This window comes from Caproicibacterium sp. NSD3 (genome assembly GCF_053613275.1).
Window position 1 is genome coordinate 1,500,048 of sequence record NZ_CM132119.1, and the last position, 16,473, is coordinate 1,516,520.

General features: G+C 41.8%; 15 protein-coding genes. 5 read left to right on the top strand and 10 right to left on the bottom strand.

The features are described from left to right. Positions 1-14 precede the first annotated feature (14 nt). From ACVS9P_RS07335 to ACVS9P_RS07345, 3 genes are read right to left on the bottom strand one after another with little or no spacing between them, the layout of a single operon-like run. Positions 15-1,505 carry an MBOAT family O-acyltransferase gene (locus ACVS9P_RS07335; protein ID WP_452102931.1) on the bottom strand — a complete coding sequence of 497 codons (1,491 nt, stop codon included), beginning with the start codon at positions 1,503-1,505 and terminating at the stop codon, positions 15-17. Continuing rightward, complete coding sequence (locus ACVS9P_RS07340; protein WP_452102932.1) at positions 1,502-2,692, bottom strand: hypothetical protein; 1,191 nt, start codon at positions 2,690-2,692, stop codon at positions 1,502-1,504. Before ACVS9P_RS07340 ends, ACVS9P_RS07335 begins: the two co-directional genes overlap by 4 nt. A 30-nt stretch (positions 2,693-2,722) precedes the next feature. Next, positions 2,723-4,984 (bottom strand): glycosyltransferase, encoded by a 2,262-nt coding sequence (locus ACVS9P_RS07345; protein WP_452102933.1) that lies wholly within the window; start codon positions 4,982-4,984, stop codon positions 2,723-2,725. A 259-nt stretch (positions 4,985-5,243) separates the two neighbouring features. Here ACVS9P_RS07345 and ACVS9P_RS07350 point away from each other — a divergent pair, with 259 nt between their 5' ends. From ACVS9P_RS07350 to ACVS9P_RS07365, 4 genes are read left to right on the top strand one after another with little or no spacing between them, the layout of a single operon-like run. Continuing rightward, positions 5,244-5,648 carry a GntR family transcriptional regulator gene (locus ACVS9P_RS07350; protein ID WP_452102934.1) on the top strand — a complete coding sequence of 135 codons (405 nt, stop codon included), beginning with the start codon at positions 5,244-5,246 and terminating at the stop codon, positions 5,646-5,648. Then, positions 5,608-6,474, top strand: coding sequence for an ATP-binding cassette domain-containing protein (locus tag ACVS9P_RS07355; RefSeq protein WP_452102935.1), 867 nt, complete (start codon positions 5,608-5,610; stop codon positions 6,472-6,474). Before ACVS9P_RS07350 ends, ACVS9P_RS07355 begins: the two co-directional genes overlap by 41 nt. Then, a complete protein-coding gene (locus ACVS9P_RS07360; RefSeq protein WP_452102936.1) occupies positions 6,467-7,228 on the top strand; it encodes a hypothetical protein in 762 nt (253 codons plus the stop codon). Before ACVS9P_RS07355 ends, ACVS9P_RS07360 begins: the two co-directional genes overlap by 8 nt. A gap of 41 nt (positions 7,229-7,269) precedes the next feature. After that, a complete protein-coding gene (locus ACVS9P_RS07365) occupies positions 7,270-8,169 on the top strand; it encodes a CPBP family intramembrane glutamic endopeptidase (protein WP_452102937.1) in 900 nt (299 codons plus the stop codon). A gap of 150 nt (positions 8,170-8,319) precedes the next feature. On the opposite strand, the gene ACVS9P_RS07370 is transcribed toward ACVS9P_RS07365, so the two are convergent. From ACVS9P_RS07370 to ACVS9P_RS07400, 7 genes are all read right to left on the bottom strand, one after another. Next, the gene (locus ACVS9P_RS07370; protein WP_452102938.1) at positions 8,320-8,757 is read right to left on the bottom strand and encodes an RrF2 family transcriptional regulator; all 438 of its coding nucleotides are present in this window, start codon (positions 8,755-8,757) and stop codon (positions 8,320-8,322) included. Positions 8,758-8,776: 19 nt separating this feature from the next. Beyond that, a complete protein-coding gene (gene rpoD / locus ACVS9P_RS07375) occupies positions 8,777-9,877 on the bottom strand; it encodes an RNA polymerase sigma factor RpoD (RefSeq protein ID WP_452102939.1) in 1,101 nt (366 codons plus the stop codon). A gap of 4 nt (positions 9,878-9,881) precedes the next feature. Further along, entirely contained in the window at positions 9,882-11,657 is a 1,776-nt protein-coding gene (dnaG, locus tag ACVS9P_RS07380; RefSeq protein WP_452102940.1) for a DNA primase, read from the bottom strand. 38 nt (positions 11,658-11,695) lie between these two features. Beyond that, positions 11,696-12,691, bottom strand: coding sequence for a deoxyguanosinetriphosphate triphosphohydrolase (locus ACVS9P_RS07385; RefSeq protein WP_452102941.1), 996 nt, complete (start codon positions 12,689-12,691; stop codon positions 11,696-11,698). An 84-nt stretch (positions 12,692-12,775) separates the two neighbouring features. After that, positions 12,776-13,393, bottom strand: coding sequence for a YigZ family protein (locus ACVS9P_RS07390; RefSeq protein WP_452102942.1), 618 nt, complete (start codon positions 13,391-13,393; stop codon positions 12,776-12,778). Positions 13,394-13,465: 72 nt separating this feature from the next. Next, positions 13,466-13,669, bottom strand: coding sequence for a 50S ribosomal protein L31 (gene rpmE / locus ACVS9P_RS07395; RefSeq protein ID WP_180340396.1), 204 nt, complete (start codon positions 13,667-13,669; stop codon positions 13,466-13,468). A gap of 87 nt (positions 13,670-13,756) precedes the next feature. Continuing rightward, entirely contained in the window at positions 13,757-14,536 is a 780-nt protein-coding gene (locus ACVS9P_RS07400) for a D-alanyl-D-alanine carboxypeptidase family protein (protein ID WP_452102943.1), read from the bottom strand. Between the two features lie 176 nt (positions 14,537-14,712). Here ACVS9P_RS07400 and pyk point away from each other — a divergent pair, with 176 nt between their 5' ends. After that, complete coding sequence (gene pyk / locus ACVS9P_RS07405) at positions 14,713-16,470, top strand: pyruvate kinase (RefSeq protein WP_452102944.1); 1,758 nt, start codon at positions 14,713-14,715, stop codon at positions 16,468-16,470. Positions 16,471-16,473: the final 3 nt, after the last annotated feature.

A 16,473-nucleotide genomic window follows, 5' to 3' on the forward strand; every position in this document is an offset into this window, starting at 1 on the left:
TAACCTTGCTCCTTTCAAAATTGAAAATAAATAAAAGGATTATAACTGCCTTTTACCAGATAAGATACACATACAACAAACAATAAAATCATTCCAATCGGGTACAGAACTTCCATAACCCGATGAAAGGGGACCTCCATATAGACGGATTTTTCGTCATAGGGAGGTTCTTTTGAAATACGGCGTTCGGTAAGAACTCCCTTGGCCAAAAACTGATTGACAATTCCAACAACCGGCATAGAAAAGACCGTACAAAGAACAAAAAATACCCAAAATTCTTTTAGGAACATTGAAGCATAATCATTCCAAAATCCATTTTGAACAAAGTTAAACATGCTCTGAATATAATCCATTGCTTTCGGCAGGGAATCCGAGCGGAACAACACCCATCCCAATACAATGACTAAGAGCGCATAAAGATGGCGAACAGCATTTGGAACATTCATCTTTTCAAAATGAAAAACTCTCTCCCATGCAATACAGATAAAGTTGAGAACTCCCCACGCCAAAAAAGTCCAGTTCGCGCCATGCCAGATTCCTGTAGCGATCCACACCACTGCAAGATTTCGGATCACCTTATCCTGGTTGCGCATCCGTGATCCTCCAAGCGGGATATAAAGATACTCGCGGAACCATGCGCCCAATGTGATATGCCATCTTCGCCAAAACTCGCTGATGGATTTGGAAATGTAAGGATACCAAAAGTTTCGCGGCAACTGAAAACCGAACATCAGCCCAATTCCAATCGCCATATCGGAATACCCAGAAAAATCAAAATAAATTTGGAAGGTATATGCAATCGCACCCATCCATGCCAGTCCAACCGACAATTCTCCCATCTGTTGCAGAGAAAAAATTCGATCTGCCACGATTGCCATATTATTGGCTAAAAGAACCTTTTTCCCAAGCCCAACTAAAAAGAAGCAAACCCCGGAGGAAAACTTCTGTACGGTTTCTTTGCGCCCATAAATTTGAGGCTCAAAATCCGTATATTTTGTAATTGGTCCCTGCGTTAACTTCGGGAAAAAAGAAAGATACAGGGCAAAATTCAGCAGATTTTTTTGAACCCCAACACTCCCTCTGTAAACATCAATTCCATAAGAAATCGCCTGAAAGGTAAAAAATGAAATTCCAATCGGCAACGCAAAGGTAAACTGTCCCACATCAATCGGTGAAGTCATAAAATAATTGACCGTCTTAATGGCAGACGAAAGATATTTAAAAACAAAAAGCAATCCCAAATTAAAAGCAATAGACAAAGTTAAGAAAAAGATCTTACGTCCCTTAGGATTCTTGGTATAGCCAATCAAAAGTCCAAAACCATAATTGACCAAAATGGAAAGAATTAAAATCCCAATATTTTTGGGTTCCCCAAAGGCATAAAACGCCAAGCTGCAGATCAACAAAATAATATTTTTGAACGTGACAGAAAAGGAAAACAAATAATATAACAGCAATGATGCCGGAAGAAAATAAAATAAAAAGGATAAGCTCGAAAAACTCACAACTTTCCCTCCTTTTTATTCTGATGAAAGTTTCTTTCATATTCTTCTTTTATTGAATAATAATTGCGATTAGAAATTTCAAACCAATGTGCAATCAGCGCTGCCACTAAAAGGAAGACGGTTAAAGTTCCTCCCTGAATCCAGGTGAAAGACTGGCCAAGCCATCGATAAAGGGGAGATAAAATGGTTCCGACTTCCGATGGATCTGGAACGAGAACTCCGGAATCCTGTGAATTCTCGCGAACCAGTTGAACTTGCAGTTTCCCAGCATTTAAGCTTTGCTCTGTTTTCACATAAATTGTAACTTCAGATGCAGTACAGTCACTGCTGATTTCTAATCGGCCTTCTTTTGTGAGGGTGATTCCTGTATTTGTGCCGGACAAAAAAAATTCCGGGGTCTGGTCCTGTTGTTTCATATCCAAATCAGTTACAGATGCCTGGTAGTTTTTTATAATGCTGCCCGTATGCGGCACTGTTATCTGCGTATCTCCGGAAGGCGTAATAAAATAATACTGCCCTCTTATTGCAGCCTCGCTATTCTTTAAAAGCTCGATTTTCCCAATCGTATAAGAAATAGTCTGATCCTCAGATTCAACCCCTGTAACACCCCACGATTGGATCTGCGTAAGCGAAATCCGCCGGCCATCATCGGTAAGCAACTGTGAAAAAGGAGCATACAGCGTCCCGCTAAAATTCCCAGGGACCATCAATGTCCCATTCTCCGGGTAAAGAATACTCGCTATCTCAGTCTTATCATCTGGCTGCAAAATTGCAAAAGACTGATCAAGCAAAGACACGCTAACAGTCTTGCTGACAGTAAGGGTAAGATTCATTTTTAATGAAGTATCTTCGTTATTTTCTACATGAAATCGAATCCCGTCATATGCAGAAACATTTCGCTTCGTATCATCATAAAGATAAGACGAATAGTATCCCTTTCTAAGCCCTGTGCTGTCTGCTGTAACCGTAGTCTTTGTTGACTCTTCCTCTCCTGTTGTATCGACCGTAACATCTGCACCGTCATTCCAAGACTTTATCTGCTCCGGTACAAGCTGCACTGCATTGCTATCCTTTGAAGCGGCTGACACGGGGATCGTAAGAAATGGCAGCAACAAGCAAACTGAAAGTCCAATCACCCAAAACAGACTTTTTCTATATTTTGTTTTTATAAATCCATTCTGCTTCACAAAACGCCCCATAATCCACCTTGAAAATTTTTAGTTTAAGTACTGCAGTTCATCAAAAACTTCATAACAATTTAGTGTAGTGTCAATTTGTTTTCTGTAATTTTTCTCCTGGGCTCTATCTTGACGACAATCTGTAACCCATGTATTTAAAAGTGTTCGAAAAATGGTGCTGCCCATTAGCTCTGCAAGATTATCCACCCGATAAGAGGCTTCATGTTTCGAAATTTCCTCCTGCAAGCTGCACTCAAAAACGACCCCTTCTTCAGAAAAAGAAAGCTTCTGTAAAGCCGCCTCTTTAGAGGGATTCCAAAGGACCAACGACTCATAATCAAAAGTCGCCAGCACCAGTTTCTTTCCATCTTTCGTGGTAACCGTATGATCAAGTTCCACAAAAGGAAGTTTTTTGCTTGTAAAATCCTTCTTCGACTTTTTGCGGTATTCAATATTTAAAGCAAGATCATCCATTGTACTTAGGCCGTTCTCCATCGTTCTTGGGAGCGTTGGATCACGATCATAAACAATTTGCATCATTTGTCTTTTGTTTGGTTCCGTGATTTTTTGCATAGAAATTCCATATTTCCATTTTGAACCAATCTGCATAACATTGGCTACTTTCCCGCTCCACTCTGTTTCGTTTCGATCAGTGGCAAGCCGAATCGTTATTTCTTCCTCCGGCGGAATGTATTCAGGGAAATCGAAAAGAAGAGAAATTCCGTTCTCTGAAATATCGTAAGTATGGGTTCGAAGCAGCTTGTTATCATATACCACCAAACAGCCAATATTTGCCCGGAATCGTTCAAATTCACGATGTTTCCGTCTTCCATAAATAAAGAAAACAGACATCAGCAAATAATAGAAATTCACTGAAAGCCAAAACAGAATCAAAAGGTATGACGGAATTGCTAAAGTCAAAAGGAAATGAAGGCATCTCACCAATCCAATCCCATCTAAGACCAAAAGGACAAGCAAAGTGATCGACGTTTTAAAGGAATACCCAAAATCGCTGGATTTCAGTTTTTCTTTACTGTCCTTTTCCGTCACCTCAAATTTTTTCTGAGAAATTCCAAGAGATTCCTTCAGAACCGGTAAAAAGAGAGCCGGTAACAAAGCAGTCTCATAAATATTGGTAATACGGGTATTCCGAATATTTCCGGATAAACAATTAAGCGTATAATGGTTCAGCAAATACATAGGCAGCCAAAAAATCAAAACTTCTCCTAAGGTACATTTAACAACGATCAGGTCAAACACAGCATACAAAATTGGAGACAGGATATAAATCATTCTCTTAATGGGGCTATACCAATAAGTAATAGAAGTCAAATAACTGATTTTTTGTTTAAAAGAGAGCCCTTTTAACCCAAAAAGATTTACTTTTCGTCCGGTTTGAATACACCCACGAGCCCAGCGCTGGCGCTGTTTAACAAGGCTCTTCAAATCCTCCGGAGCCATTCCGCACGCATGGGAATCGCTGACCGCATAGCACTGATATCCTTTACTCTCAATCATCATACCGGTTGCAAAATCCTCTGTGATAACCCCGGTATAAAATCCACCGGCATCCTCCAGCGCTTTGCGAGAAAGAATGGTATTGGTTCCTCCAAAAATCACCGTGTTGCTGGCATTTCTCATTACCTGAACATCCCGGTAAAAATAATCCTGTTCGTTTGGGACACGGCTTTCTGAATACAGATTATACTGAAACAGATCCGGATTGTAGAAGCTCTGCGGCGTCTGTAAAAATCCGATCTCTTCCTCCCCTAAAAAATAGGGAATACATGCTGTCAGAAAATCGTGTTTTGGAATCATATCCGCATCAAACGTAACAATGTAGGGCGAGTGCGTTACACTCAGCGCGTAGTTTAGATTTCCGGCTTTTGCAAATTCATGCGTATCTCGCACCAAATGCGTAACACCCATTTCTTTTGCCAAAATACCCATCTCGTCCCGATGTCCATCATCACATAGATAAATATGTACTTTTGATTTATCCGGATAATCCATATTCAGACATCCGTTAATCGTCTTATACAATAGTTCTGTCGGTTCATTATAAGTGGAAATCAGGATATCCACATCCGGATAGTCTTTCGGATCAGCCTTGACCGGTTTGGGCAATTTTTCATGAGAAAGCTGCCGGAAATGAACAATCATCTCCAGAATTCCCAAAAACTCAACAATAAATAAGATCAACCCAAAAACGGTTGAAAAAGTCCCATACTCATAAGGAATCGTTCGAAGCAGACGCCATGCCATATAAACAATCGCTGAAATAATTGTGATCGTAGACATATGTCTCTTTAAAAATAGTCTCATATGCAATTACCTTTATCCTTTATAACTAAATATAAGCTTTCTTGTCCTTTTTTTCAACTGCATTCTTCCAAAATATAATTTTCTTATCTTATTTCCTATAATTTTACGCATTTTTGGGAAAAGAAAATTCCAATTTCGCTTGACAATTTATAAATACAGTTATACTGTTAACTATATAAGTAACTAACTAATAAACTATAAGAGAGCGTTTTTATTTTATGAAAGGAGGCCGCCAATGGAAATTCATTTTGAAAGTGAAAAGCCCATTTATCTGCAAATTGCTGAACAATTGGAGGAAGCCATTTTATCCGGTGCGTTTCCGGAAGAAGCGCAAATTCCCTCCACGACGGAAATCTCCATTACTTTTAAAATAAACCCTGCCACTGCATTAAAAGGAATCAATCTGCTTGTAGACGCGGATATCATCTATAAAAAGCGAGGCCTCGGAATGTTTGTCAAAGCCGGGGCAAAAAGTCGCATTCTGGAGCAACACAAACAGGCATTTTATCAAACTTATATTGTTACTCTGCTCTCTGAAGCTAAAACGCTGAAAATTTCCAAAGCGGAACTTTTAGATATGATTGAAAGGGGATATGAATATGAGCCGCCTCATTCTGAAAGAAGTCCAAATGGAATTTAAAAAAAGCAATTTACAAAGTACAATTTCTGCTGAATTTGAGACTGGCCACATTTATGGAGTACTGGGACGCAATGGTGCTGGAAAAACGACTCTGCTAAATCTTCTCTCCGGACGAAAATATCCAAGCAGCGGAGCCGTTTTTCTGGATGAAAAACCCATCTGGGAAAATCCCACCGCACTGCCTAAAATCTATTATTGTGGAGATCCCAAAGACTTTCCGTCTGCTATGCAGGTTTCCCGCTTCATCAATTGGATTGCAGCCATGCGCCCTGCTTTTTCGTCCGAAAAGGCTACACAGCTCTGCGAAAAATTCGGTTTACCCCAGGATGCTCGCTTTTCATCGCTTTCTACCGGGCAAAGAACAGCTTTTCAATTAGCGATTGCCCTTTCCAGCGGCGCCGAATTTATTTTGTTTGATGAACCGTTTCTCGGATTGGATACTAACACGCGGCACCTCTTTTATCAGGAGCTGTTGAGCATTTTTTCAAAAGGGTCAATTGCTTGTCTCTTTGCGACCCATTGGGTGGAAGAAATCGAATCCATTCTGGATGAAATTTTGATTCTTGAAAAGGGCAACCTTATTTTGAAAGATTCCTGTGAGCATCTCATTCAGAACAGCTATCAGGTAAGTGGGCCATTTGAGCTGGTTGACCGTTTTTGCTCGGAACAAAAAGTTCTGCAAATTCAAACTCTCGGCGGCTTAAAAACAGCTACCATTCTGGGACCGCAGCCACCCGCTTTAGAAGGGCTGACTTTCTCAAAGATTTCACTTTCCGAGCTGGTTTTGGCCCTAACCGATCAGAAAGGAGGAATTTCTCATGCGTAAGTCCATCGCTTTGGTTCCGTTTCAGGAAAGGAAATCATTTACCGGTCTTTTTCGGTATGTACTTCGTTCTATTTGGATTCCAATGGTGATTTTTTACGGCTATATAGGAATGGTCATTTTATCAAGTTTGCATGATCGTCATATGAGCTGCGAACTAAATACTGCATTCTGTCTGTTGATTACGGCAATCGTACTGCGCAACCGCTCTTTTCGCATGCCGACAGTTCTAGGGATTTCGCGGAAAACCCAAAATCTCGCTTACTGCGCAGCTTTTGCCGTTTTTGCGGCTGTTTTTGCCCTGACCGATACTTTTTTAGACTGGGTTTTATCCCTCAACGGACAGTATATCTCGTTTTTCACGATGTGCCAGCAGAGCGACAGTGTTTCCGCCGGAATCACATTGCTGGGGCAACAAATGCGATCGCCTTATGAAGAGATCATATCCGCACCGTATTTTGTGCCTGCACTGATTCCGATTGCTTTTCTCTGGCGGTTTGCTTTCTATTGGGCGTTCCTTTTGTTGGGGAATTTTTACGGAAGCCTATTATATCGAATCGGTTGGATATGGGCGGTCCTGATTTTCGTATTGTGTTTCTTTAGGCTTTCTTCTTTTTCTTTCATTTTCGCATTAGTTCCCGTATTCTTTACACCGATGCATACTTGGTTTTTTATCCCCTGTGCAATTGGCACGTTTGCCTTTCTCATTTATATTTCTCATTTGCTTACCCATCATCTATCAATCAAAGCAACATGACTTCATTCTAAGTCATCACACTTTATGTGAGGTGCAGTTTTATGAATCAGAAAACGAATTTGACTTTAGAGCAAAGTTCCAATCGAATTGCAATTATTTTGTTAATTGACATCTTGGGACAAAATTTTTTAGCAAGGATCTTTCCTGTTTCTTCTTTTAATATTGACCAGTATATTTATGTGACAATTTTAAATGGCTGTATTTTCATGATTGCTTCTCAACTTTTATTAAAGACTTCGGTCAAAGACGTGATCAAGCATCAAAAAAAGAGTCGTTTTTCTTTGATTGAAAATATTTTATGGATATTTTTTACGGTCTCTTTAAACTTTTCAAGCTGTGCTTTATACTCACGGCGAGACGCACCCCCTATAAATGCGCATCTATCACAGATATGGCTTTTTCTCTTATTAGCAGTTTTCACAGGATTTTATGAGGAATTTATATTCAGAGGCGTCTTTTTAGAAAATCTATGCGAAAGCAGCGGAAAAGTTTTTGCTGTTATATGGACGACTGTTTTATTTAGTTTCATGCATGGAACACAATTTCCTGCACCTTTAATTTTGGGGATTATGATGGGATATCTCTATATAATGAGTGGAAATTTACTGTTGCCGATTATAGCTCATAGTATAAATGATTGGTTTGGATATTTGTTGACACCATTTGGAAACTTCTTATTCCCACAAAAAGCACCTGATGAAGTACAGCTAATTCTTAAATGGAGCTGCTTTGCAATTTTCCTTTTAACCGCTTTATTACTTTTGCTCTATTATCATTTTTATAAGCATATTTCATTTCATCCCATTAAAAGAACAAAAGAAATCCTAAAATCTATTAAAAGTCAAAAAACATCCTATCTAAAATTCTCTGGAACTGCCTGTATGACTTTCTTTTTGTTTCTAATATTAGTTAATATGTTTTGTGATTTTAGTCGTTTGTAATAACATAGAAAATAGAAAAGGAGTAAATTTCCTAAAGGCAAATTCATAAAATATTTAGCTGGGAAAGCCCATAAAAACGCTCTAAGCATTCAGGTAAGATTTTTCGTTCCTACCTGATTGTTTAGAGCGTTTTTTATAAAACTCTATTTTTTAAACGTTGTCATCTTTTTCTAATGACAAATCGTCCGAACTGCAAATCTGTGCAAACGTATAACTGTCAAGCTTTTTTCTGACCATCTCAGTTACCTCATCGTAGACTTTATGAAAACGGCAATGTGCTCCGCTACCACTGTGTGCACAGCAATACTCATCCTGTTGGCATCGGCTGATCATATAGGGACCCTGCACTGATTCCAGCACCTCACGCAAAGTAATCTGATCAGCAGGGCGTGCCAGCGCATAACCGCCATGAGCCCCTTTAAATGAAACAATCAGTCCATCCGATACTAATTTTCGAAGGATCTTTAAAGCAAATCTCTGCGGAACGTGGGTATTTTTTGAAATGGATCCGGCGTCTACTTTTCCGTTTGTCTTCGTGAGAAGTTCCATAATCCGAACTGCATAATCTGTCTCTAAAGTCATGACCATAGCCGCCATCTCCTTTCAATCAATCCAAAAAATCTTTCAGCTTTTTGCTGCGGCTCGGATGGCGCAATTTACGAAGAGCTTTTGCTTCAATCTGACGAATTCTTTCACGAGTGACATTGAATTCCTTACCGACTTCTTCCAAAGTACGGGAACGTCCATCCTCCAAGCCAAAACGAAGGCGCAGTACTTTTTCTTCTCTGGGGGTCAACGTATCAAGTACATCAGAAAGCTGCTCTTTGAGCATAATATGGGAAGCAGCATCTGCCGGAGCGGGTGCATCATCGTCTGGGATAAAATCGCCCAAATGACTGTCTTCCTCTTCCCCGATCGGTGTTTCCAGCGAAACCGGCTCCTGTGCAACTCGCATGATTTCGCGGACCTTCTCCACCGGCATATTAAGTTCTGCGCTGATCTCCTCTGCAGTAGGTTCACGACCATTCGCATGCAGAAGCTGACTGGAAACTTTTTTCACTTTATTAATTGTCTCGACCATATGGACCGGGATTCGAATGGTGCGCGCCTGATCGGCAATCGCGCGGGTAATGGCCTGACGAATCCACCATGTCGCATAAGTGGAAAATTTAAACCCTTTTGTGTAATCAAATTTTTCTACGGCTTTAATCAGGCCCAGGTTTCCTTCTTGAATCAAATCGAGAAATTGCATTCCGCGACCCAAATATCGCTTTGCGATACTGACAACCAAGCGAAGGTTTGCTTCTGCCAAACGCTTTTTGGCTGTTTCATCTCCATCGGAAATCCGGATAGCCAAGTCGATTTCCTCTTCCGGAGAAAGCAGCGGAACCCGCCCGATCTCTTTTAAATAAACCTTAACCGGGTCATCGACTGAAATGCTTTCGCTCCCAACTCCGGGATTGACATCATTCTCCTCCGGCGCGAGATTCAGACTGATATCCTCCAGATTTTCCGTTCCAAAATCTTCTATAATCTCAACGCCCTGACTTTCCAGTGTATCATAGAATTTTTCCAGCTGTTCCGGTTCAAAATCCAGTTCCCCAATCGCGTCAAGAATCTCCTTGGTTGAAAGTTGTCCTTTTGATTTGCCCTGCTCAATCAATTCCCGGATCACTGTTTTTTTATCCGGTGTTGGTGTAACTGTCATTTCCTTAATCCCCCTGTTTTCTTGTTTTCTGTTCTTTCAAATATTCGACATATGCTAAAAGGTCCTTTTCACTGGAATTTTTCTGCAGCATCTGTTTCTGCGCTTCTTCCAGGATTACCTTTACATAATCTTGAGCGTCTTCCCGGCTAATGGGAATGTCCGCATCCTTCGCAAGGATTCTCGCAAGAGTTCCCATTTCTTCCGGAGAAAAAACAGACGATAAATCTGTTAAATCTGTAGATTTTTCCTCTTTCATTCTGTCCATAATTACCCGATATACACGGCAATTAAAGGAAGTACTGAATTTTTCCGGCGGTAATTGCTCAAAAATCTGCAAAGAAGCCTCCGGATAACGAATTAAATAGGCAAGCAGCGCTTCTTCTGCCCCCGCCGCCCGCAGCTTATCCTGTTTTTCCGGGTTTACAGAATCTTTGAGTCCAATCCTTTTTTGCTGAAAAGAACGGAATTCTTTCTTGCGCTCGGATTTCTGCTGTTTCTGCCTCTGTCTTTTGATCTGACTTAAAAGCGTCGTCCGCTCCACATGCATTTCTTCAGAAAGTTTTCCAGCATAAACTTCCTGCTCAATCGGATTATCAAGCGTTGCGAGAATTTTTACGGCACTTTCCAAAAAAGCGACTTTTCCATCCGGTGTCTGAACATTGACTGCACGGCGTGCTTTCTCCAACTGATATTCCACGTCGTTGCCGCACTGATCCAAAAGCTGCTGAAAACGAGCATGTCCATTCTCTCCATAAGAACGGATAAATTCATCCGGATCTTTGCCGTTCGGGACTACCAAGATTCGTACATTCAGCCCCGCTTCTCTCAAAAGTGGAATGCTGCGTGAAGCCGCCTTCTGCCCTGCAGAATCTGCATCATAAGAGGCGATCACTTCCCCCGTATAGCGGGAAATCAACTTTGCCTGCTCTGGGGTCAGTGCAGTTCCAAGCCCTGCAATCGCATTTGTAAAGCCCGCCTGGTGTAACGCGATTACATCCATATAACCTTCGCAAAGGATTAGGCTGTCTTGTCCCGAATCTTTTGCAAAATTAAGCGCAAACAGATTTCTTCCTTTATGATAGACCGGCGTATCACTGGAATTTATGTATTTGGGTTCTCCGGGACCGAGTATCCTTCCACCAAATGCCATAATATTTCCTCTTAGATCAATAATTGGAAACATCGCACGGTCATAGAAACGATCAATCAAATGGCCGCTGCGTCCACGAAAAGCAAGGTTTGCACTCACGATTTCGTCTTCTTTATATCCTTTTTTTTCGAGAAAATCCACCAGAGAAAATCTGCCGGGTGGTGCATATCCCAATCCAAAATGGCGAATTGTCTTCACGCTCAGTGCTCTGCCCATAAGATAATCCAACGCTTTTTTTCCCTGCGGAGAAAGCAGCATCTGATGATAATAGCGGGCAGTCTCCCGATTGATCTCGTAAATTCTGGTACGCAGCTTCGTGAGTCCATTGTCTGCTGCATCTTCGGGAACTGTCATTCCCGCACGCTGTGCAAGAAAACGGATTGCTTCCATATAATCGAGATTTTTAATTTTACGGACAAAAGTAATTACGTCCCCTCCGGCACCACAGCCAAAGCAATAAAATGAGCCATTTTCCGGATAAATATTGAAGGACGGCGTCTTTTCATTATGAAAAGGGCAAAGCCCAACCAGATTTCTTCCCTGTCTTTTTAGTGAAACATAGGAAGAAGCAACTTCTGTTAAATCACTGCGTGATTTGAGTTCATCCAAAAATTCCTGCGGCAGCGGCATTTTGAGCTTTCCTTCTTCCTCTTAAATCTTTCAAAAAATCAGTGATTCCATGCTTTTGGGACGTAAATCTCCATAAATTTTTCGACTGCATACTGGTCAGTCATCCCGGCAATATAATCCGTCACCGCACGGCTAAGCCCGTCTTCCATTTCGATTATGCGCATATCCTCCGGAAGATTTCCCGGCTCCCCAAAATACTCATAAAGCTTCCCGATAATTCCGGGAACTTTCTTTTCTTCACTTTTTGCATACGGATTTTCATAGACAGAATGAAGCATAAAGCGTCTCAGTTCATCAAAGGGCGCTTCAATTTCCGGTTCCATCTCAATTTTCCCATGCTGGCTGCTCTCCACTACAGAACATACCAACGTATTAATTCTCTGACTTTTACTGTGTCCCAAAAGATCAGTAAGCGTCTGCGGCAGGTCTTCTTCCCTGATAATTCCAGCACGTTCGGAATCATCAATATCATGGTTAATATAAGCGATCCGATCAGAAACCCGCACAATCTGCCCTTCCAACGTCTCTGCTTGTTTTCCAGTTGTATGGCACAAAATGCCATCTACCACTTCTTCGGTCAGATTGAGTCCTTCTCCGTTTTTTTCTACACGTTCCACCACGCGAGCACTCTGTTCATAATGGCGAAATCCTCCTGGGCAAAGCTCATTAAGTGCACGCTCTCCTGCATGTCCAAACGGAGTATGTCCTAAATCGTGTCCCAAAGCAATTGCTTCCGTGAGATCTTCATTTAGGCGCAAGGCCCTTGCAATCGTCCGTGCAATCTGTGCTACTTCTAATGTATGGGTCAGCCGCGTACGGTAATGATCCCCTTCCGGTGCAAGAAAAACCTGCGTTTTATGTTTCAGTCTGCGGAAAGACTTACAATGGATAATCCGGTCTCTGTCTCTTTGAAACGGCGTGCGCAAATCATCGTCTTCTTCCGGATGCTTGCGTCCTTTCGTCTGATCGGACAACGCCGCATATGGAGATAAAATCTGTCTTTCGATTCCTTGTGTTCTCTCCCGTACTGTCATTTTCAGATATGCACCGCCTTTCTAAAAACATTCCTGCATAAATATATACGCAAAAAAACGCAAAATTCCTGCAAAAAGAAAAAATCATTCGCAAAAATAAGTTTCTCCCTCTATTTTCACACAAATCGCACCACCAGTTGCCTCTGTAAATTCAGTTTGAAATAAATGGAATCTCTCATTCTCAATATGAACCTGCAATTTGACTTCTGCTCCAAACTCACTCTTGTCAATCTTACCGCCATATTGAGGAATCAATGCAGAAACTCTTCCGTATTGAGAATAGCTGCAAGAAAGAGATAAATTTTTACAAGGGCGCATAGTGACGATTCCGGCATCCTCCAAGGCAAGCGATGCTGCATGGGAATAGGCACGTACCAATCCACCTGTTCCCAGAAGGATTCCTCCAAAATATCTGGTCACGACGATCATTGCGTTGACCACGCCGTTTTTAAGAAGTACATTCATCACCGGAACCCCTGCTGTTCCCTGCGGTTCGCCATCATCTGAACAATGCTGAATCCCATTTTTCAACACATAAGCCGAAACATTGTGTTTTGCGTCCCAATGGCGTTTACGGATCATCTGCAAAAAATCCTGTGCTTCCTTTTCCGTAGAAACTGGAAACGCATATCCAATAAACCGTGATTTCTTTTCAGTAAAATCCCGTCCTCCGGATTTCTGCAAAGTCCGATAGACTTCCATAAAAACTCTCTTCCTCCCATATGAAAACAGGCGGCGCATTTCTGCACCGCCCGATTAAAACCAGTTTAATGATTATTTGCCAATTCCATAACGCTTTTTGAACATATCAACACGACCGCTGGTATCCACCAGCTTCTGCTTGCCGGTGAAGAACGGGTGGCACTTGGAGCAAATTTCAACGCGGATATTTTCTTTTGTGGATCTGGTATGGATCACATTTCCGCATGCGCAGGTAATGGTTGTTTCTTTGTACTGGGGATGAATTCCTTCCTTCATGATTGTCACCTCTTTCTTCCAACTGCAAACTTAACATTAAGATTTTACCATAGCAATTTCAAAAAAGCAAGTACTTTTTTAGAAATCTCAACTGAGTGCGCCAGACTGCTTCAGATAAGATGCATATTCCTCCAGACACATTCCATAAGAACGCATCTTCATTGCCGATTCTTCTCCGACATAGCGATAATGAGTAAAACTACCGGACATTCCGGTATACTCCGTTTTAGACTCCGGGTACCTCCTGATAAATCCGTAAAAAATGCACTGATTATCGAGCCATTTGGCAGCTGCACTGTTTTCAAAATCTGAATCTCCGTTTACCTCGAATGACAGCCCCAAAACATCCTCACACGCATTTCCCGGCGGAACGGTCTTTGCCGCCTCAGCTTCGGCACGAACCTGTGTATATCCACCCCCAGAAATTAGAGAAGAGACCTTATCCTGATAAAGTTTCTCCTGATCCGCTGCATTCATATACCCACTCTTAAGCTGAATCGAATAGCCTGCTTTTTTAGCAGCCGCTAAAAATTGTTTTAAAGCATCCGCAATCTTTATGTTGACTGAAACGCCAGAAACTGTTGCAAGCTGCGGCGGTTCCTCCTCTTGATTACAGGGGATTTTTGACGAAATGACTGTTAAAAGAGAAGGATCAAGCGGCTCTTTTGCAATCGCCTGCGAAGAAACCGTCTTCTGATCCTCTTCTGTCCGAATTTCCTGTAAAGACCGATAGCATAAAAATATGCCGGCCAAAACAACGATCAAAATCAGAATTAAAAGGACCCGACGGCTAACCATAATGGTCCGGTTTTCATTTTCCGCGAACTTTGTCCTGCTTCTGCGCAAAAATGTTCTTTTTGTGCCCATACGGTCTCTCCTTTCTATCTTTATTTTCTCTTGTTATTATTGTAACCTGCGATCCCTTAAAAATCAAATTCCAAAAAAATGCACAAATAAATAAATCAGAATTTGATCGTTGATTTTTTCACAACCGTAGAGTAAAATGGATGTAATTTCAAAAATTTAGGATCGAGGTTTGCAGTATGAGAAAAACAAAAATCATCTGTACAGTCGGACCCGCCACAGATCAAGGCGACACCCTGCGCCAGCTGATGCAGAACGGCATGGATGTTGCACGGCTGAATTTCTCCCATGGCACACATGAAGATCACAAAAAGCGAGCCGATAAAATCAAGCAGCTTCGTGAGGAACTTGATCTTCCGGTTGCTCTGCTGCTAGATACCAAAGGTCCGGAAATACGAACGGGTACTTTCAAGGAAGAGCAGGTTACTTTAAAAGAAGGCGCTCCCTTTACACTGACGACGAAGCCCATTGTTGGTGATGAGACGATTTCTTATGTAACATTTTCACGTTTACCGAAAGAAGTTCATCCCAACAGCAGAATTTTAATTGATGATGGATTGATTGAGCTGAATGTGAATTCCTGCACTGAGACGGAAGTTCACTGTACCGTGATAAGCGGCGGCACGCTCTCTTCTCAAAAGGGAATTAATGTACCGAATATTTCACTTTCTCTTCCTTTCATCAGTGAAAAAGATCAGTCTGATATTGCATTCGGTGTAAAAGAAGGATTCGATATGATCGCTGCTTCCTTTACACGCAGTGCAGAAGATATTTTGAACTTACGGCGCGAATTAAAAAAGAATAACTGCCATAATATGCGTATTATTGCAAAAATTGAAAATATGAGCGGTGTGCTGAACATTGACGAAATTCTGCGTGTCTCGGATGGAATCATGGTTGCGCGCGGTGATCTGGGCGTAGAAGTCCCTCTGGAAGAGATTCCGATTCTGCAGAAAAAGCTCATCAAAAAAGCAATGCAGCAGGGAAAAACAGTCATTACTGCCACCCAAATGTTGGATTCTATGATCAGCCATCCTCGTCCCACACGTGCAGAGGCAACTGATGTCGCCAATGCTATTTATGATGGAACGAGCGCAATTATGCTTTCTGGAGAAACAGCCGCAGGAAAATTTCCGGTAGAAGCTCTTAAAACCATGGTCTGTATAGCAACACGCACCGAGGAAGATATCGATTATGTTTCTGTCTTTAAAAAGCGTCCCATTTGCTCTTCTAAATCGGACGTCACTTCGGCAATCTCCCATGCGACCTGTACCACTGCCCATGATTTAGGCGCGGCAGCAATTATTACGGTTTCCAAATCAGGTACCACTGCTCGCATGATTTCAAAATATCATCCCGCCTGCCCCATCATTACCGGCACTACAGACCCCGTCGTTCGTCGCCAACTAAATATTTCCTGGGGAGTTACCCCGATCATCATACAGGAACAGGACAACACCGACGCACTCTTTGACCATGCAATTAAGATGGCTCAAAAAGCTGGTCTTGTAAAAGATGGTGATCTTGCCGTAATTACTGCTGGTGTTCCCCTGGGAATCTCCGGCACTACAAATTTACTCAAGGTACAGTTGGTCGGCGATATTCTGGTTTCTGGAAAAATTGCCAATAAAGGATCTGCCTGCGGAAATCTCTGTGTGTGCTCTTCTCCGGAAGATGCTAAACAAAATTTTAAAGCAGGTGATATCTTAGTTGTTCTCGAGACGGATAACCAATACCTTCCTTATATGAGAAAAGCTTATGCAATCGTCTCTGAAGCACCCGGGCTCAACTCACACGCCGCAATTGTAGGGCTTGCGCTGGACACTCCCACGATCGTTGGCGCCAAAAATGCGACCAAGATTTTGCGCAGCGGAACAGTTGTCACAGTGGATGCCGACCGTGGAATCGTTTACTGCGGACCGAAAAAATCCTCTTAAATC

What these genes read in the sequence shown, in the direction of transcription:
- ACVS9P_RS07355 (WP_452102935.1), top strand. Translation starts at nt 5,608, where the DNA reads ATGAGCCGCCTCATTCTGAAAGAAGTCCAAATGGAATTTAAAAAAAGC.
- pyk (WP_452102944.1), top strand. Translation starts at nt 14,713, where the DNA reads ATGAGAAAAACAAAAATCATCTGTACAGTCGGACCCGCCACAGATCAA.
- ACVS9P_RS07345 (WP_452102933.1), bottom strand. Translation starts at nt 4,984, where the DNA reads ATGTCTACGATCACAATTATTTCAGCGATTGTTTATATGGCATGGCGT.
- ACVS9P_RS07400 (WP_452102943.1), bottom strand. Translation starts at nt 14,536, where the DNA reads ATGGGCACAAAAAGAACATTTTTGCGCAGAAGCAGGACAAAGTTCGCG.
- ACVS9P_RS07385 (WP_452102941.1), bottom strand. Translation starts at nt 12,691, where the DNA reads ATGACAGTACGGGAGAGAACACAAGGAATCGAAAGACAGATTTTATCT.
- dnaG (WP_452102940.1), bottom strand. Translation starts at nt 11,657, where the DNA reads ATGCCGCTGCCGCAGGAATTTTTGGATGAACTCAAATCACGCAGTGAT.
- ACVS9P_RS07390 (WP_452102942.1), bottom strand. Translation starts at nt 13,393, where the DNA reads ATGGAAGTCTATCGGACTTTGCAGAAATCCGGAGGACGGGATTTTACT.
- rpmE (WP_180340396.1), bottom strand. Translation starts at nt 13,669, where the DNA reads ATGAAGGAAGGAATTCATCCCCAGTACAAAGAAACAACCATTACCTGC.
- ACVS9P_RS07365 (WP_452102937.1), top strand. Translation starts at nt 7,270, where the DNA reads ATGAATCAGAAAACGAATTTGACTTTAGAGCAAAGTTCCAATCGAATT.
- rpoD (WP_452102939.1), bottom strand. Translation starts at nt 9,877, where the DNA reads ATGACAGTTACACCAACACCGGATAAAAAAACAGTGATCCGGGAATTG.
- ACVS9P_RS07360 (WP_452102936.1), top strand. Translation starts at nt 6,467, where the DNA reads ATGCGTAAGTCCATCGCTTTGGTTCCGTTTCAGGAAAGGAAATCATTT.
- ACVS9P_RS07370 (WP_452102938.1), bottom strand. Translation starts at nt 8,757, where the DNA reads ATGGTCATGACTTTAGAGACAGATTATGCAGTTCGGATTATGGAACTT.
- ACVS9P_RS07350 (WP_452102934.1), top strand. Translation starts at nt 5,244, where the DNA reads ATGGAAATTCATTTTGAAAGTGAAAAGCCCATTTATCTGCAAATTGCT.